This window comes from Geodermatophilaceae bacterium NBWT11 (genome assembly GCA_014218215.1).
Lineage (GTDB): Bacteria > Actinomycetota > Actinomycetes > Mycobacteriales > Geodermatophilaceae > Klenkia.
Map to the genome: position 1 here is coordinate 510124 of CP043652.1, position 14277 is coordinate 524400.

Sequence of the window (14277 nt, forward strand, 5' to 3'; positions counted from 1 at the left end):
CCGGCGGTGGCCGACAGGTGGCCGGGAGTCAGCGGCTGTGCGTCCGCTGAGGGGTCAGTCGCTCCCACCGCCGCCCCCGCCGCCGTCCGAGCCGCCACCGCCACCGTCGGACCCGCTGCTGCTCCCGCCGTCCGAGGCGAAGGACCCGCCGCTGCTGAAGTCGTGGCCGCCGTGCCCGCTCGACCCGCCGTCGTGCCGGCCGTCCGCACCGCCGTCCCCGCCCCACACCCCGCCGACGTAGCCGTAGGACACCGACGTGTCGCCGTAGTACAGCCCCTGGTCCCGTCGTCCCGTGCGCCGCCGGCGGCCACCCGCCGAGCGCTTCCCGGCCCCGGCTGACGTGCGCACGAGCAGCACCGCGGCCAGCAGCGTGATGGCGAGGAAGACCGCGGCCAGCGCCCCCGACCCGGTGCTCCCGTCGACGAACAGGCTGATCGTGACCACGGCCATCAGGGCCGCCACCACGAACAGGACGACGGCGACGACGATCCCCAGCACGCGCATGCCCGCACCCTGCCGGGTACGGCTCAGTCCAGCAACGGCGCGAGCACCGCCGCACACTCCCGGGTGGCGTCCAGGTACTCCACCGGGACCACCCCGCGCGTCGAGGTGACCGCGACGGCGGCGACCAGCAGTCCCCCAGCCCCCCGCACCGGCACGGCCAGGCAGCCCACCCCGGCGTGCAGCTGACCGACCTGACCGGCGAAGCCGTGCGCCCGCACCTGCGCCAGGCAGGCCTCGACGTCGGCCGGCCGGGTGGGGGTGGCGTCGGTCAGCGCCTCCAGCCGCCCCGGGTGGTGCACGGCCTCGCGCCAGTCGTCGGCCTCGGCGAGCACGAGGTGGCCCACCGCGCTGGCGTGCAGGTGCCCCTCCACCAGGGCCGGGGAGGCCAACGGCAGGTCGGGGTCGACGTCGGCGCAGCGCACCGTGGGCCCGGCGACCAGCACCAGGTGCACCCCCGCACGCACCCGGCCGCGGAGGTCGGCCACCGCCCGGCGGGCCGCGGTCGGCACCCGGGCCGGCGCGATCACCCCGGCCAGGCCGGCGACCTTGGCGCCGAGGGCGAAGCCGTGCAGGTCGGGCAGGCGGACCAGGTACTCCTCCCCCACCAGCAGGTTCAGCAGCCGGTACGTGGTGGCCGGGGGCAGCCCGAGGCCCTCGGCCACCTCCTTGGCGGTCACCCCCGCGCCGGCCCGGGCCACCTCCTCCAGCACCGCCAGCGCCGAACGCACCGCCTGCGGTTGCCGCCCGGTGACCCCGCGGTCGACCGCGGTCACCGGCGCACCCCCTGCCCGGGCAGGAGGGAGGACGCGGTGGCCTGGTCGTAGACGCCGACCCGGGCCAGCCGCCCCGGTGCCCGCACGCGCAGCACCGCCCAGAGCAGTGGCCCCGGGAGCCAGGCCAGCACGAACACCAGCACCGTCAGCCCGCCACCGGACCACGACGCCCCCGCCACCGCGAGCACCAGCACCCCGGTGGACAACGCCGTGGCCGTGGCGGCCCCCACCAGGACCGGGCGGGTGAGCTCGCCGATCCGGCGCAGGAACAGCGGCACCGCTGCGGCGGCGAGGGCGTAGGCCACCACGTACCCCAGCGCGCTGACCGTCAGGGAGGCGGCCAGCACGTCCCGCGGCCGCGCCCCGCTCGCCAGGGCCACCGCCGGCACCCCGACCAGCACCGGCAGCACCACGGCCAGGGCGACCGCGGGGGTGTCGAACCGCCGGTGGGTGCGGCCCAGCGGGGCGGGCAGCACGCCCTCGCGCGACATGGAGAACAGCACCCGGCTCAGCGCGTTGGTCGACCCGGTGACGCAGGCGAAGAAGGACGCGGCGATGCCGGCGTCCAGCAGCCGGGACAACGCGCCCAGACCCTCGGCGTCGGCCAGCTGGGCGACCGGGACGTCGCTGGTCAGCACCTCCACCGGCGCCGCCCGCAGCAGCACCACCTGGGCGGCCCCCGCGGCCAGGAACAGGACCCCGGCGGCGACCGGGGTCCACAGCACCGCCCGGGGGACGGCGACCAGCGGCCGGCGGGCCTCCACGCCCAGCGTCGCCGCGCTCTCGAACCCCATGAACGCCGCCACCGCCAGGACCACCCCGGTGGCGACCCCTCCGGGGCTGACCGGTCCGTCGACCACGGCGGCACCGGTGCCGGTGCCGCCGGGCCCCGACAAGTGCGCCACGAGCAGCACGCCGAGGACGACGACGACGACCGCGATCGACACCACCTCGATCGCCAGCGCGACCCGGGCCGAGAGCTGGATCCCGCGGACCGTGGTGAGGGTGGCCAGCGCACCGATCGCCACCGCGAGCAGCGCCAGCACCCACCCGGCCGGCCGGAGCCCGGTGAAGGACGTCAGGTAGGCCACCGACCCGACCAGGGCCGACATCGCGACCGCGGCGTACCCGACCACCAGCCCCCACCCGCCCAGCAGCGCCCCGGCCGGGCCGAGCCCCTTGGCGGTGTAGCTGTAGACCCCGCCGACCGCGGCCATCCGGCGCGCGACGTGGGTGAGGCACCAGCCCACGAGCACCACCAGGGCGGTGCCGGCCAGCAGCACCGGCAGCGTGGCCGCCCCGGCCTGCACCATGACGATCGAGGGCACCGCGACGACCGCCGCCGAGGGGGCGAGAGCGCTCACCGACTGGGCGAGCACCTCGACGAAGCTCAGCCCGCGGCGGCGCAGACCCGCTACGGGTGACCGGTCGGGCAGTCCGTCGAGCGTGGCACGCTGGGACACGGTCCTCCTCGGGCGGTGCGCAGGCGAGCCGGGCGAGGCCGGACTGGGGGCGCAGCGTAGTCAGCCGCGAAGCCGGTCGGGTGTCCACCAGCGTGTCCCCGAATGAGAATCGGGGACGACCGGTGTCCCGTTCGGTGTCACGGGGATGTTGCGCACAGATGACGGGCGTGTAACCGGCATCACGGTCGGGCGGGCCAGTCTCGGCAGCCACACCCGCCGTCGACCCCCAGGAGCCCCCCGTGGCCACCGTCTCGGACCCCGCACCACCCGGAAGCACCGCGACACCCGACGGGCACCGGCTCTCCGGGAAGCTCGGGGTCGGTGCCATCGTGTTCATGGTCGTCGCCGCCGCCGCGCCGCTCACCGTCGTCGCCGGCACCGTCCCGATCGGCATCGCCGCCGGCAACGGCCCCGGCTTCCCCGCCACCTACCTGGTGTCGGCGATCGTGCTGGCGTTCTTCGCCGTCGGCTTCACCGCGATGACCAGGCACGTGCCGAACGCCGGGGCCTTCTACTCCTACATCGGCGTGGGCCTGGGCCGCGGCTGGGGGCTGGGCAGCGCGCTGGTCGCGCTGGTCAGCTACGTGACGGTGCAGGGCGCCGTCTACGGCTACATCGGCTTCGCCCTCGGTGGGCTGGTCGAGTCCTACGGCGGTCCGTCGCTGCCGTGGTGGCTGTGGACCTTCGTCGTCCTGGGCATCACCGGGCTGCTGGGCTTCCGGCACATCGAGCTGTCCTCCAAGGTGCTCGGGGTGCTGCTGGTCGCCGAGGTGGCCATCGTGCTGCTGCTCGATGCCGTCGTGGTCGGGAAGGGCGGCACCGACGAGGGCCTGTCGACGGCGTTCCTCAACCCGTCCGAGGTGCTCTCCGGGGCACCGGGCCTCGGGTTGATGTTCGCCATCGCCGGGTTCATCGGCTTCGAGGCGACGGCGATCTTCCGGGACGAGGCCCGCGACCCCGACCGCACCATCCCGCGCGCCACCTACGCAGCGCTGGCGATCATCGGCGTCTTCTACACCCTGAGCGCCTGGGCCGTGGTCAGTGCCTGGGGCGACAGCGGGGTCGTCGCGGTGGCCGCCGCCGACCCCGGCAACATGCTCGTCATCACCGCCCAGGAGTACCTGGGGACGGCGGCCGGCGACGTCCTGCAGGTCCTGTTCATCACCAGCCTGTTCGCCGCGGTGCTGAGCTTCCACAACGTGCTCAGCCGCTACTTCTTCTCCCTGGGCAACACCGGCGTCGTCCCGGCCTCGTTCGGCCGCAGCCACGGCAAGCACTCCTCGCCGCACGTCGCCTCGCTGGTGACCAGCGTGGTGGGCGCCGTCCTCATGGCGGTCAGCGCGATCGCCGGGCTGGACCCGGTGCTGGAGGTCTTCACCTGGCTGGCCGGCATCGCCAGCGTCGGCATCGTCGGGCTGATGCTGCTGGCCTGCATCGCCGTCCTGGTCTTCTTCCGCCGCACCGGGGTCGACCGCCGTCCCTGGCAGACGCTCGTCGCACCCGCCCTCGGCGTGCTCGGGCTCATCGCGATCCTCGTGCTCCTGGTGGAGAACCTCCCGCTGCTGATGGGCGGCTCGACCGCCCTCGGCGTCGGCGCCGGGGTGCTCCTGCTCGTCGCCCTGGCCGGCGGGTTCGTCCTGGCCAAGGCCCGCCCGTCCGCCGCCCGCGACCTCGTCCGCGCCACCCGCCCCGACGCCCCCCAGATCTGAGGAGACCGACCATGACCACCACGGAGAACCGCACCACCGCCACCCACCCGCTCTCCCGGATGTCGGCCGAGGAGGTCGACACCGCCCGCTCGATCGTCACCGACGCCGGCCTGGTGCAGCCCAGCACCGTGTTCGTCTACGTCGGGCTGGAGGAGCCGCACAAGCGCGACGTGCTGGAGTTCGTCCCGGGCGCGCAGGTCGAGCGTCGGCTGCGCCTGCTGCTGTTGGACCGGGCCACCGGCTCCGGGCGCGACGTGCTCGTCTCGGTCACCGCGGGCACCGTCGTCCGGGACACCGAGATCGACGGCGTCGCCGACGGCCAGGTGCCGATCACCGACGCCGAGTTCGAGGCCATCGAGCCGATCCTGGCCACCGACGAGGGCTGGCTGGCCGCGATGGCCAAGCGCGGGCTGGACGTCGCCGACGTGCGCGCGGTGCCGCTGTCGGCCGGGTCCTACTTCCCCGAGGAGCACGGCCACCGCGTCGTCCGGGTGCTCGGCTTCCACCAGGCCGACCCGCAGGACCTGCCGTGGGCGCACCCGGTGGACGGCGTCGTCGCCTACGTCGACATCACCCGCGGTGTGACCACGGCGGTGCACGACCACTTCGACCTGCCGGTGCCCGCCGAGCGGGCGTCGCTGGAGGGCACGCCGCGCGACCTGAAGCCGATCGAGATCACCCAGCCCGAGGGCCGCTCGTTCACCGTCGAGGACGACGTCGTCCGCTGGGCCGGCTGGGAGTTCCGGGTCGGCTTCGACGTGCGCGAGGGCCTGACGCTCAACCAGCTGTCCATCGACGGCCGCTCGGTGGTGCACCGCGCATCGATCGCCGAGATGGTCGTGCCCTACGCCGACCCCTCACCGGTGCGGTTCTGGCAGAACTACTTCGACACCGGCGAGTACCTCTTCGCCCGGTACACCAACTCCCTCGAGCTGGGCTGCGACTGCCTGGGCGACATCCAGTACTTCGACGCCACCATCGCCGACGAGACCGGGGCGCCCCGGGTGATGCGCAACGCCATCTGCCTGCACGAGGAGGACTACGGCGTCGGGTGGAAGCACACCGACATGTTCACCGGGATGGCCGAGACGCGGCGCTCGCGCCGGCTGGTGATCAGCTTCTTCACCACGATCGGCAACTACGACTACGGCTTCTACTGGTACCTCTACACCGACGGCACGATCCAGCTGGAGTCCAAGGCCACCGGCGTCGTCTTCACCTCGGCCTACCGCGGCGAGGAGCACCCCTACGCCACCGAGATCGCCCCCGGGCTGGGCGCCCCGTTCCACCAGCACCTGTTCTCCGCCCGGCTGGACATGGCCGTGGACGCCGCCGACGGCTCGGGCAACACCGTGCACGAGGTGGACGCCGTCCGGGTGCCGGTGAGCGACACCAACCCCTACGGCAACGCCTTCACCCGCTCGCTCACCCCGGTCACCCGGGAGTCCGAGGGCGGCCGGAGCACCGACGCCACGAAGGGCCGCACCTGGCACGTGGTCAACCCGAACAAGACCAACCGGCTGGGCCAGCCGGTCGGGTACGCGCTGCACCCGGAGAACGCCCCGGTCCTGCTCGCCGACGACAGCTCCTCGATCCACCAGCGGGCGACGTTCGCCACGAAGTCGCTGTGGGTGACCGAGTACGACCCGGCCGAGCGTTATCCCGCCGGGGACTTCGTCAACCAGCACCCCGGTGCCGCCGGCCTGCCGGCGTTCATCGAGGGCGACGCCCCGCTGGAGGACGCCGACGTCGTCCTGTGGCACACGTTCGGGCTGACCCACTTCCCGCGCCCGGAGGACTGGCCGGTCATGCCCACCGACTACGCCGGGTTCGTGCTCAAGCCGGTCGGGTTCTTCGACGCCAACCCCGCGCTGGGGGTCCCGGCCTCGACGTCCGCGCACTGCCAGGGCAAGGGGTGACGGCGACCCTGCCCCTGACCGGGTCCACCCGGGCCATCGCCCTCGGCCGGGCCGCCGCGGTGCTCGCGGTCGGCTCGGCCGGGGTGCACCTGCTGCTCGCCGCGAGCGGGGAGCTCTCCGCCGTCGCCATGGCGGTGATGGCGCTGGCGTGTCTGCCGTGCGCCTGGCACCTGTGGCGGGCGCCGTCGGGGCAGGTGTGGGCGCTGAGCGCCCTGGTGGACGCCGGGATGCTGGCCGTGCACGCCCCGATGGTGGCCGGCGGTGGTCACGACGGGATGGCGCACGGTCCCTCGTCGACGGTGGTGGCCGGGCTGGCCCTGGTCACCGTGCAGCTGGTCCTGGCCGCGGTGGCGCTGCTGCGCCGCTGAGCCGGCGTCAGTGCCGGGTCGTGCCGCAGTCGGTGCAGCGCTTGCGGTGGGACTCGTTGGTGGTGGGGCAGTTGGCGCAGGTCCAGGCGCCGCGTTCGAGAGTGCGCACGGGGTCCCCCAGCGGGTGGTCGAGGTGTGACGTGCACGACGGTAGGCACACGTCATGACGAATCGGTGAACCGACGGTTGCGATCCCGCACCGATCCACCCCGGTGTCACACCTCGACGACCCGACAGCGGCGAGGATGAGCCGGTGACCCGCACGCGACTGATCCCCCTGGCCGGCCTCCTGTGCCTGAGCGCCGGCTGCACCTCCTTCGCCGACCGGGACACTGCCGACCCGACGAGCACCCCCTCCTCGTCCGCGCCGACCACCACCACGTCGGCCCCCTCGACCGGCCTCGCGGTCACCGAGGAGACCGACCTGGCCGTCGACGCCGACACGGTCACCGGCGCCCGCGTGGTGCTGGACCCCGACGGGTCGCCCGTGACGCTGGTGCTGACCTCGACGGGGGCCACCGTGGTGGCGTCCGGCGGCACGACGTCGGTCACCGGCACCGTCGTCGGCGACCTGGTGACCACCGACGACGGGCCCGTGGGCGTGACGCTCACCGCCGACCCGGTCAGCCCCGACCCGGTCCTGGGCCTCTACCCGTTCGACGACGGTCAGGTGCCCAACGGCAACGGCCCGGCCGCCCAGCCCGTCCCCCTGCAGCCCGGGGAGACCGCCCCCCGCGGCGTTCCGCTGTTCGCGGCCGCCAGCACGGACGGCGCGACGCTCTACGTCCTCGTCGAGGACACCGACGCGGTCGGGGCCACCGTGTTCGCCCTGGACCCGGGCACCGGGGAGGTCCTCGACACCGCCGAGGTCGACCCGGGCGTCGCCGACCCGACCGCGCTGGAGCTGGCCGGCCTGGCGTCCACCGGCGACGGCGGCCTCGTCCTCGGCCTCACCGTGGACGCCGCCGAGGGGTCGGCGTCGGTGCTGGTCGGGCTGGACGCCGACCTGGAGCCCGTCGGCGACCCGGTGGACGTGCAGCCCGGGGACGACCGTGCCCCGCTGGTCGCCGTCACCACCGACGCCGACGGCGCGCCGGTCGCCCTGCTCGACGACCCGGCGCAGGGCCTGGCCCTCGTGCAGCCCGACCTGGCCACCGGCGGACAGGAGTCCCGTCCGCTCACCACCGACCCCGGGGGCCGCGCCGCCGGTCTGGCCGTCGGAGAGTCCGGGGTGCTCGTCGCCCTGCTGGACCAGGGCTCGCCCACCGTGGTGCTCACCCCGCCCGGCGACGCGGACCCGACCACCCTGGAGCTGTGCAGCGGCACCGGCGACGCGCTGGCCGTGACGGCCGACCCCGACGGCGGCTTCCTGGTCGCCGGCACCTGCGACGGGGAGAGCCTGCTGTGGACCCTCGGCTGAGTCGGACCTGACCGTGCGCCGGGTCTTGGCCCTCGCGGCGGCTCTGCTCCTGGTCGGCTGCACCGGGCCGGCCGGGGACGACGCCGCGCCGCGGGCCCCCCGGCTGCTGGTGCTGCCCGGTTCGCTGCCGGTCGCGGACCTGGCGCTGGTCGAGGGGCAGGTGCACGCCCTGACCGGGAACGACGCGGGCCTGCTGCTGGTGGTGCTGGACCGCGACCCGCTCGCCGCGGGGGTGGCCGCCCCGGTCGCCGGCCGGCCCACCGAGCTGCTGGAGGTCCGCGGCACGCTCCTGGCCGCCACCCAGGCGCCCGACACCGTGCTGGGCATGGACCGGGACACCGGACAGGTCCGGGTGCTCGCCGAGCTCGCCGCCGCCGGCGGCGGCCCCCAGCTGGGCACCGACGGGGGCGACAGCTTCGCTGTCAGCGGCCCGGCCGCCCCGGGCGGACCGGTGACGCTCGCCGTGCTCAGCGGGGACGTCGTGGCCACCGACGTCCCGCTGCCGTTCCCGGCGACCGCGACCGGGCCGCCCGTCACGGTCGCCGACCTCGCCGTGCTGCGCACCGGGTCGAGGACGGCGCTGGTCGTCGCCACCGTCGACGGGGCCGGTGCGACCACGCTGACCTGGCTGGACGTCACCGTGCCCGGCGCGGTGACCGTGCCGCGCACCCACCCCCTGGCCGGCGCGGTCGCGAGCCTGGGCCTGCGGGACGACACGGTGCTGGCTGCGACCACCCGCGACGAGCGGGCCTGGCTGGAGACGACGGACGGGGAACCGGTGGACCTCGGCCCCGGTCGGGCGGTGGACCTCGCCGTGGCCGGGGAGGCGGTCGCCGTGGCGGTCCAGGACGCCGGCACCGCACGGGTGGTGGTCGGCGACGGGCAGCAGCGCTCGGCGTTCGTGCTCGGCAACGGGGTGGCGGTGACCTCGCTGGTCGCCGACGGCTCCGGCGGCTGGGTGGCCGGCGGCGCCCGGGGCGACTCGCCGGTGGTGTGGCTGCTGGGCTGAGTGGGGGCGGCGGGTCAGCCGCGCTGCAGGCCCCCGCAGCCACCGGCGCCGCACGCGCAGCCGCCGCACCCGGCCGGAGCGACCGGCTCCGGGGTCGCGGCGACGCGGCGCACCGCGAGGGCGGCCAGCCCGGTGAGCACACCGAGCACGGCGGCGGCCACGCCCACCGCGACGACGGCCGACGCGGTCAGCCAGGCGGGGCCGGCGAGCACGGTGCCGACCGCGAGGGCGGCGACGGCGAGCCCGGAGACGAGCAGGGCACGGGTGCGGCGGGCGGCGTCGGCCCGGGCCACCAGGGCGCCGAGGGCGAGGACGAGCAGGGCCACGCAGGCCCACCCGGCGACCGGGGACGGGAACAGCGCCAGGCCGATGCCGACCAGCCCGGCCCAGGCCGCGCCGGCGCCGACGACGGCGGCCTGCCGGTCGACCAGGCCGGCGCGACCGGCCCGCAGCGCGGTCACCCCGCGGACCACGCCGAGCGCACCGACCCCGGCCAGCAGCACCCGGGCGCCACCGCCGGCCCACAGGACCGCGGTCAGCCCGAGCAGGACGAGGAGGCCGCCCTGGGCCACCAGCCACGGCCAGGACCGGCGGGCCTGGGCCGGGGAGTCCGTCGCCGCGGGGGTGGCGGCAGGGGTGGGGCGCTGGGCAGACGTCGTCACCGCTCCAGTGTCCCCCATCCGACGGCGCGGCCGGGCCGGGGCAGACTCGACGGCGATGCCCGACCCCGAGAGCGCCCCCGTGCCCGACGTCCGCAACCGGCACGCCCAGCAGGCCCTGGCCGCCTTCGAGGCCTCCCGGGACCGGCAGCACTGGGTGCTCGCCGTCCGCACCCTGCTGCAGGGGCGGCTGCTCACCGACGTCACGCGCGCCGTCCGCGACCCCGACGACGGGGCACCGTTCTCCATCAGCGGCGGGCAGACCACCGACGGCTCCCCGGTGGCCTTCGCCTACACCGACCTGGCCGCGGTGGTCGCCCACACCGGGGTGGCCGCGCCCGAGGTCGTGGCCCCCACCGCGGTCGGTGTGCTGGACCTGGTCACCCGCGCACCCGGCACCGGCCTGGCCGTCGACCCGGCCGGGGCGTGCCTGGTCCTGCGGCCCGCCGAGCTGGCGGCGGTGCTGCGCGGACGACGCAACACACCGGTCAAGGAGGCGCTGGTGGTCGGCGACCACGAGCTGCTGCTGCGCGTGCTGGGCCACCAGCTCGACGACGACGCGTTGCTCCTGGAGGCCGTCACCGCCCCCCGCGAGGGCTCCCCGGTGCTGACGGCCCGGCTGCCCGACGGGCGGGCCGCGGCGCTGGCGTTCACCTCGTCCCTGGAGGTCGAGGCGGTCCTCCCCGGGTCGGCGTCCGCGGTCCGACCCCTCCGGGCGTTCCTGCAGCGGGTGCTCGACGACGGCCGTCCCGGCCTGGTGCTGGACCCGGCCGGCCCCTCGGCGACGCTCACCCCCGCTGAGCTGCGCCGCGTCCTGGGCGGTTGAGCGGGACTCAGCCGCGCCGGGGACGCCCCGCGGTGCGCACGGCCTGCTCGGCGGTGGGCACGTCCCCGTGCCGGGTGCAGGTCGCCAGCGCGTCGAGCTCGTTGGCGTCGTCGCGCCGGCCGCTGCTGTGCAGCCACCGGCGCCCTGCGCCGTCACCCCGGACCTCCACGGCGATCGGGCCCTGCGACCACGGGACGGCGTAGTGCACCCCGGTCTCGATGTCCGCCGCGACGTCGGCCACCTCGCGCGGCGACCAGTCCTGGTGTGCCCCGCCGCACACCGCCGTCAGCGCCCCACCGGCGTCGCGGTGGCAGCTGAAGACGAACCTGGTCGTGCGCACGGGCGTGCTCCGGCCTGCCGGGGAGCGGACGCCCGACCGGGAACCCGAGGGCACAGCGTCCCACGGCCCGGCGGGGGTGATGCCCGTGTGCCACGCTCCAGCGGCACCGGGGGAACGACGAGGAGGAGCCACCATGACCGCCCAGCAGAAGGCCCGGCAGGCCGGTGACTCCGACGCCCTCCAGCACCTGGCCCGGGTCGGGCTGCTCGCCTACGGCCTGGTCCACCTGCTCATCGCCTGGCTGGCACTGCAGCTGGCCTGGGGCGGCGGGGGCGGGTCGGCCGACCAGTCCGGCGCGCTGCAGACCCTGGCCGAAGAGCCGTTCGGCACCCCGCTGCTGTGGGTGCTCGGCCTCGGACTGATCGCCCTGGCGCTCTGGCAGGCCGCCTCCGTGCTGCCCTTCCTCGGCCGGCTCGGCGGCGCGGGAGACGCGAGGAAGGAGGCCGTCGTCGGCATCGTGAAGTGCGTGGCCAAGGTGGTCGTCTACGGCTTCCTGGCCGTCAGCGCGCTGCGGTTCGCCACCGGCAGCGGGTCCTCGAGCTCCGGGGACCAGCAGCAGGCCACCGCCGGGGTCTTCGGGCTGCCCGGCGGGCGGTACCTGGTCGGGCTCGGTGCGCTCGTCGTCATCGGCGTGGGTGTCTACCAGGTGGTCAAGGGCCTGAAGGGCTCCTTCATGAAGGAGATCGACACCGCCGACGCCCCCGCGCAGCAGGTCCGCGTGGTCGAGCGGCTCGGTCGGGTCGGCTACGTCGCCAAGGGCATCGCGTTCGTCGTGGTCGGCGGGCTGCTCGGCTACGCCGCGGTCACGGTCGACCCGTCGCAGTCCACCGGCCTGGACGGCGCGATGCACACCGTGCTGGAGGCCCCCTTCGGGCAGGGGCTGCTGACCCTGGTGGCGCTGGGCATCGCCGCGTTCGGTGTCTTCTGCTTCTTCCGCGCCCGGTACCCGCAGCGGTCGTGACCGGCACCGCTCCCCCGCTCCGCCGGGTGCTCAGCACGGTCCTGCGGGCCGTCCGGCACGCCCGCGAGGTCACCGACCACCCGTGGCTCGAGCGCCTGGCCCGGGTCGGGCTGATCGCGTACGCCCTCATGCACTTCACCATCGGCTGGCTGGCGTTCACCGTGGCCTGGCGGATCAACCCCGATGCCGCCGACGCCGACCAGGCCGGGGCGCTGCGCACCCTGGGCTCGAGCCCCGGCGGGCTGGTGCTGCTCTGGGTGCTCGGCCTGGGCCTGCTGAGCCTGGCGGTCTGGCAGGCCGGGGAGGTGCTCCGCTGGTGGACCGGGCTGCTGGACCCCGAGCACCGCGCGAAGGCCGCCTTCGTCTGCGCGAAGTGCCTGGCCAAGGCCGGGGTGTACGGGTTCTTCGCCGTCCTCGCGCTGGTCTTCGCCGTCGGCGCCGAGTACGACGCCGCGGAGAACACCCAGGACCTCACCGACGACGTGCTGGGCGTGCCGCTGGGCAACTGGCTGGTGGGCGCCATCGGCCTCGTCGTCATCGGCGTGGGCGGGTACCTGGTGCTGCGCGGGATCACCGGCGGCTTCATGAAGGACGTCGACCTCGACGCCGCCCCCGATCGCTACGAGCCGACCATCGAGGGCCTGGGCCGGGTCGGCTACGTGGCCAAGGGGGTCGCCTTCGGCGTCGCCGGCGGGCTGGTGGTCTTCGCCGCGGTCACCTCCGACGTGTCCACCGCGACCGGGCTGGACGGCGCGATCAACGCCATCGGCTCGGTCCCCACCGGACAGTGGCTGCTCACCGCGGTCGCCCTGGGCTTCGCCGCCTTCGGCGTCTACGCCCTGGCCCGGGCCCGCTACCCCGACCGCGACCCCTCCAGCTGACAGCACTGCGGCCGGCCTCCCGAGGGAGACCGGCCGCAGCAGGGGGTGCCGGTGGATCAGCCGAGGTCGATCGCCTCGTAGCAGGGCTCGGTGAACTCGTAGCCCTCGGCGGTCGAGCCCTCCAGGTCGGCCTCGGCCACCGTGACGCCGGTGGAGGCGTCCGCGCTGACGTCGGAGAGCTGGGTGGTGCGGACCGCAGCGGCGTCCCCGCCGTTGGCGTAGTTGCCCGACCCCTCGGGGAGGATGCCCTCGTAGTCGACCGACTCGAGCGCGGCCGACGCGGTGGCCAGACCCTCACGGGTCAGGTCGCCGGAGTCCGCAGCAGCCTCGAGGGCGGCCTTCATCGGGTAGGACCAGACCCAGCCGGACAGGAAGAACTCGTTGGGCGTGGTGTCGCCGGCAGCCTCACGCATGGCCTCGTGGCCGGGGCTGTCGGTGTCCCAGGGGCCCCACGGCCCGAGCAGCTGGTAGCTGGCGGTCAGCGCCGGCGCGGCCGGGCTCTGCAGCAGGGCGACGTTCCAGGTGGGCGAGGAGCCCAGAAAGCGGCCCTGGAAGCCGGCGGCGACGGACTGGCCGACGATCGTGGCCATGTCGGCGGGGCCGGTGGACACCACGACGACGTCGGGCTGCTGGTCGACGATGGCGGCCACGGCGGCGGACTGGTTGTCGGTGCCGGCGGTGGTCTCCACGTTGGCGAAGTCCAGACCGTTGGCCTCGGCGGCGACCGACGCTCCGGCGGCGGCGTCCCCGCCGTAGTCACCGGCGTAGTGCACGGCCATCACCGACTCCGCGGAGTAGGTCTCGGCCGCGTAGTCCACGCCGTTCATGGCCTCGGCGCAGTAGGTCGGGCCGGACTCCAGGATGACGTCCTGGAAGAGGTACAGCGAGGTCCAGCCGGCGGGTGCCGCGACGATGTCCTCGGCGGCCAGGTCCTCCACGATCGAGGCGGTGGGGGGCGACCCGAGGGTCTGCGCCAGGCCCAGGATGTCGGGCTTGATCTCCTGGTAGACCTGGTTGGTGACCTGCGGGTTGTACTGGTTGTCCCGCACGTACTCGCTGACGTTGACGTCGTAGCCGCCGATGCCGCCGTCCTCGTTGACCCGGTTCCAGAACGCCTCCTGGCCGGCGACGATCGTCGGGCCGGCAGCGGCGAACGGGCCGACGGTGAGGTCGGAGAGCGTGCCGAGGTAGATGCACCCGTTGTCCGGGTTCACCGCCTCCGGGCAGGGGTCGCTGGTGACGCCGACGTCGGTGGCGATGCTGCCGCCCTCGCCGCCCCCGCCGTCCGCAGGGTCCTCGCTGCCGCCGCGGCAACCCGCGGCGAAGACCGCGAGGCCGGCCAGGGAGGCCGCCGCCACCCGCCGGCGTGTGGTGGTGCTGCTCATCTGTCGTGCTCCCTTCGTGCCGGCGTCGGTGCCGGTCGGGTGACCCACCCGTCGTCGTCG

At 75.3% G+C, this 14277-nt stretch carries 14 protein-coding genes; 8 read left to right on the forward strand and 6 right to left on the reverse strand.

From position 1 onward, the window contains the following. Positions 1-54: 54 nt before the first annotated feature. The 3 genes from F1C76_02415 to F1C76_02425 are packed head-to-tail and all read right to left on the reverse strand — an operon-like array spanning position 55 to position 2656. Positions 55-504: a hypothetical protein gene (locus tag F1C76_02415; protein ID QNG35611.1), complete on the reverse strand. Its 450-nt coding sequence runs from the start codon at positions 502-504 to the stop codon at positions 55-57. A gap of 23 nt (positions 505-527) precedes the next feature. Next, complete coding sequence (locus F1C76_02420; GenBank protein QNG35612.1) at positions 528-1277, reverse strand: helix-turn-helix domain-containing protein; 750 nt, start codon at positions 1275-1277, stop codon at positions 528-530. Then, entirely contained in the window at positions 1274-2656 is a 1383-nt protein-coding gene (locus F1C76_02425; protein QNG38949.1) for an APC family permease, read from the reverse strand. The genes F1C76_02420 and F1C76_02425 overlap by 4 nt, the downstream gene beginning before the upstream one ends. Before the next feature lie 419 nt (positions 2657-3075). Between F1C76_02425 and F1C76_02430 the strand changes: the two genes are divergently transcribed. The 5 genes from F1C76_02430 (at position 3076) to F1C76_02450 (ending at position 9165) form a co-directional block, all read left to right on the forward strand. Then, on the forward strand, positions 3076-4449 hold the full coding sequence (locus tag F1C76_02430) for an APC family permease (protein ID QNG38950.1): 1374 nt from the start codon (positions 3076-3078) through the stop codon (positions 4447-4449). An 11-nt stretch (positions 4450-4460) separates the two neighbouring features. Continuing rightward, positions 4461-6368, forward strand: coding sequence for a primary-amine oxidase (locus F1C76_02435; GenBank protein ID QNG35613.1), 1908 nt, complete (start codon positions 4461-4463; stop codon positions 6366-6368). Next, complete coding sequence (locus tag F1C76_02440) at positions 6365-6736, forward strand: hypothetical protein (GenBank protein QNG35614.1); 372 nt, start codon at positions 6365-6367, stop codon at positions 6734-6736. Before F1C76_02435 ends, F1C76_02440 begins: the two co-directional genes overlap by 4 nt. A gap of 253 nt (positions 6737-6989) precedes the next feature. Next, complete coding sequence (locus F1C76_02445; GenBank protein ID QNG35615.1) at positions 6990-8156, forward strand: hypothetical protein; 1167 nt, start codon at positions 6990-6992, stop codon at positions 8154-8156. A gap of 13 nt (positions 8157-8169) precedes the next feature. Beyond that, complete coding sequence (locus tag F1C76_02450; protein ID QNG35616.1) at positions 8170-9165, forward strand: hypothetical protein; 996 nt, start codon at positions 8170-8172, stop codon at positions 9163-9165. Between the two features lie 14 nt (positions 9166-9179). Here F1C76_02450 and F1C76_02455 read toward each other — a convergent pair whose 3' ends face one another. Beyond that, positions 9180-9827 (reverse strand): hypothetical protein, encoded by a 648-nt coding sequence (locus F1C76_02455; GenBank protein ID QNG35617.1) that lies wholly within the window; start codon positions 9825-9827, stop codon positions 9180-9182. Positions 9828-9882: 55 nt separating this feature from the next. Here F1C76_02455 and F1C76_02460 point away from each other — a divergent pair, with 55 nt between their 5' ends. Beyond that, positions 9883-10650: an SseB family protein gene (locus tag F1C76_02460; protein ID QNG35618.1), complete on the forward strand. Its 768-nt coding sequence runs from the start codon at positions 9883-9885 to the stop codon at positions 10648-10650. Between the two features lie 7 nt (positions 10651-10657). On the opposite strand, the gene F1C76_02465 is transcribed toward F1C76_02460, so the two are convergent. Then, positions 10658-10990, reverse strand: coding sequence for a hypothetical protein (locus tag F1C76_02465; protein QNG35619.1), 333 nt, complete (start codon positions 10988-10990; stop codon positions 10658-10660). Positions 10991-11123: 133 nt separating this feature from the next. Between F1C76_02465 and F1C76_02470 the strand changes: the two genes are divergently transcribed. Further along, entirely contained in the window at positions 11124-11951 is an 828-nt protein-coding gene (locus tag F1C76_02470) for a DUF1206 domain-containing protein (GenBank protein ID QNG35620.1), read from the forward strand. Continuing rightward, the gene (locus tag F1C76_02475) at positions 11948-12832 is read left to right on the forward strand and encodes a DUF1206 domain-containing protein (GenBank protein QNG35621.1); all 885 of its coding nucleotides are present in this window, start codon (positions 11948-11950) and stop codon (positions 12830-12832) included. The genes F1C76_02470 and F1C76_02475 overlap by 4 nt, the downstream gene beginning before the upstream one ends. A 56-nt stretch (positions 12833-12888) precedes the next feature. On the opposite strand, the gene F1C76_02480 is transcribed toward F1C76_02475, so the two are convergent. Further along, complete coding sequence (locus tag F1C76_02480; GenBank protein QNG35622.1) at positions 12889-14217, reverse strand: ABC transporter substrate-binding protein; 1329 nt, start codon at positions 14215-14217, stop codon at positions 12889-12891. Between the last annotated feature and the right edge of the window lie 60 nt (positions 14218-14277).

Excerpts from the sequence above, each read along its gene's own strand:
- F1C76_02460 (QNG35618.1), top strand. The coding sequence starts at position 9,883 with ATGCCCGACCCCGAGAGCGCCCCCGTGCCCGACGTCCGCAACCGGCAC.
- F1C76_02415 (QNG35611.1), bottom strand. The coding sequence starts at position 504 with ATGCGCGTGCTGGGGATCGTCGTCGCCGTCGTCCTGTTCGTGGTGGCG.
- F1C76_02430 (QNG38950.1), top strand. The coding sequence starts at position 3,076 with ATGGTCGTCGCCGCCGCCGCGCCGCTCACCGTCGTCGCCGGCACCGTC.
- F1C76_02435 (QNG35613.1), top strand. The coding sequence starts at position 4,461 with ATGACCACCACGGAGAACCGCACCACCGCCACCCACCCGCTCTCCCGG.
- F1C76_02480 (QNG35622.1), bottom strand. The coding sequence starts at position 14,217 with ATGAGCAGCACCACCACACGCCGGCGGGTGGCGGCGGCCTCCCTGGCC.
- F1C76_02470 (QNG35620.1), top strand. The coding sequence starts at position 11,124 with ATGACCGCCCAGCAGAAGGCCCGGCAGGCCGGTGACTCCGACGCCCTC.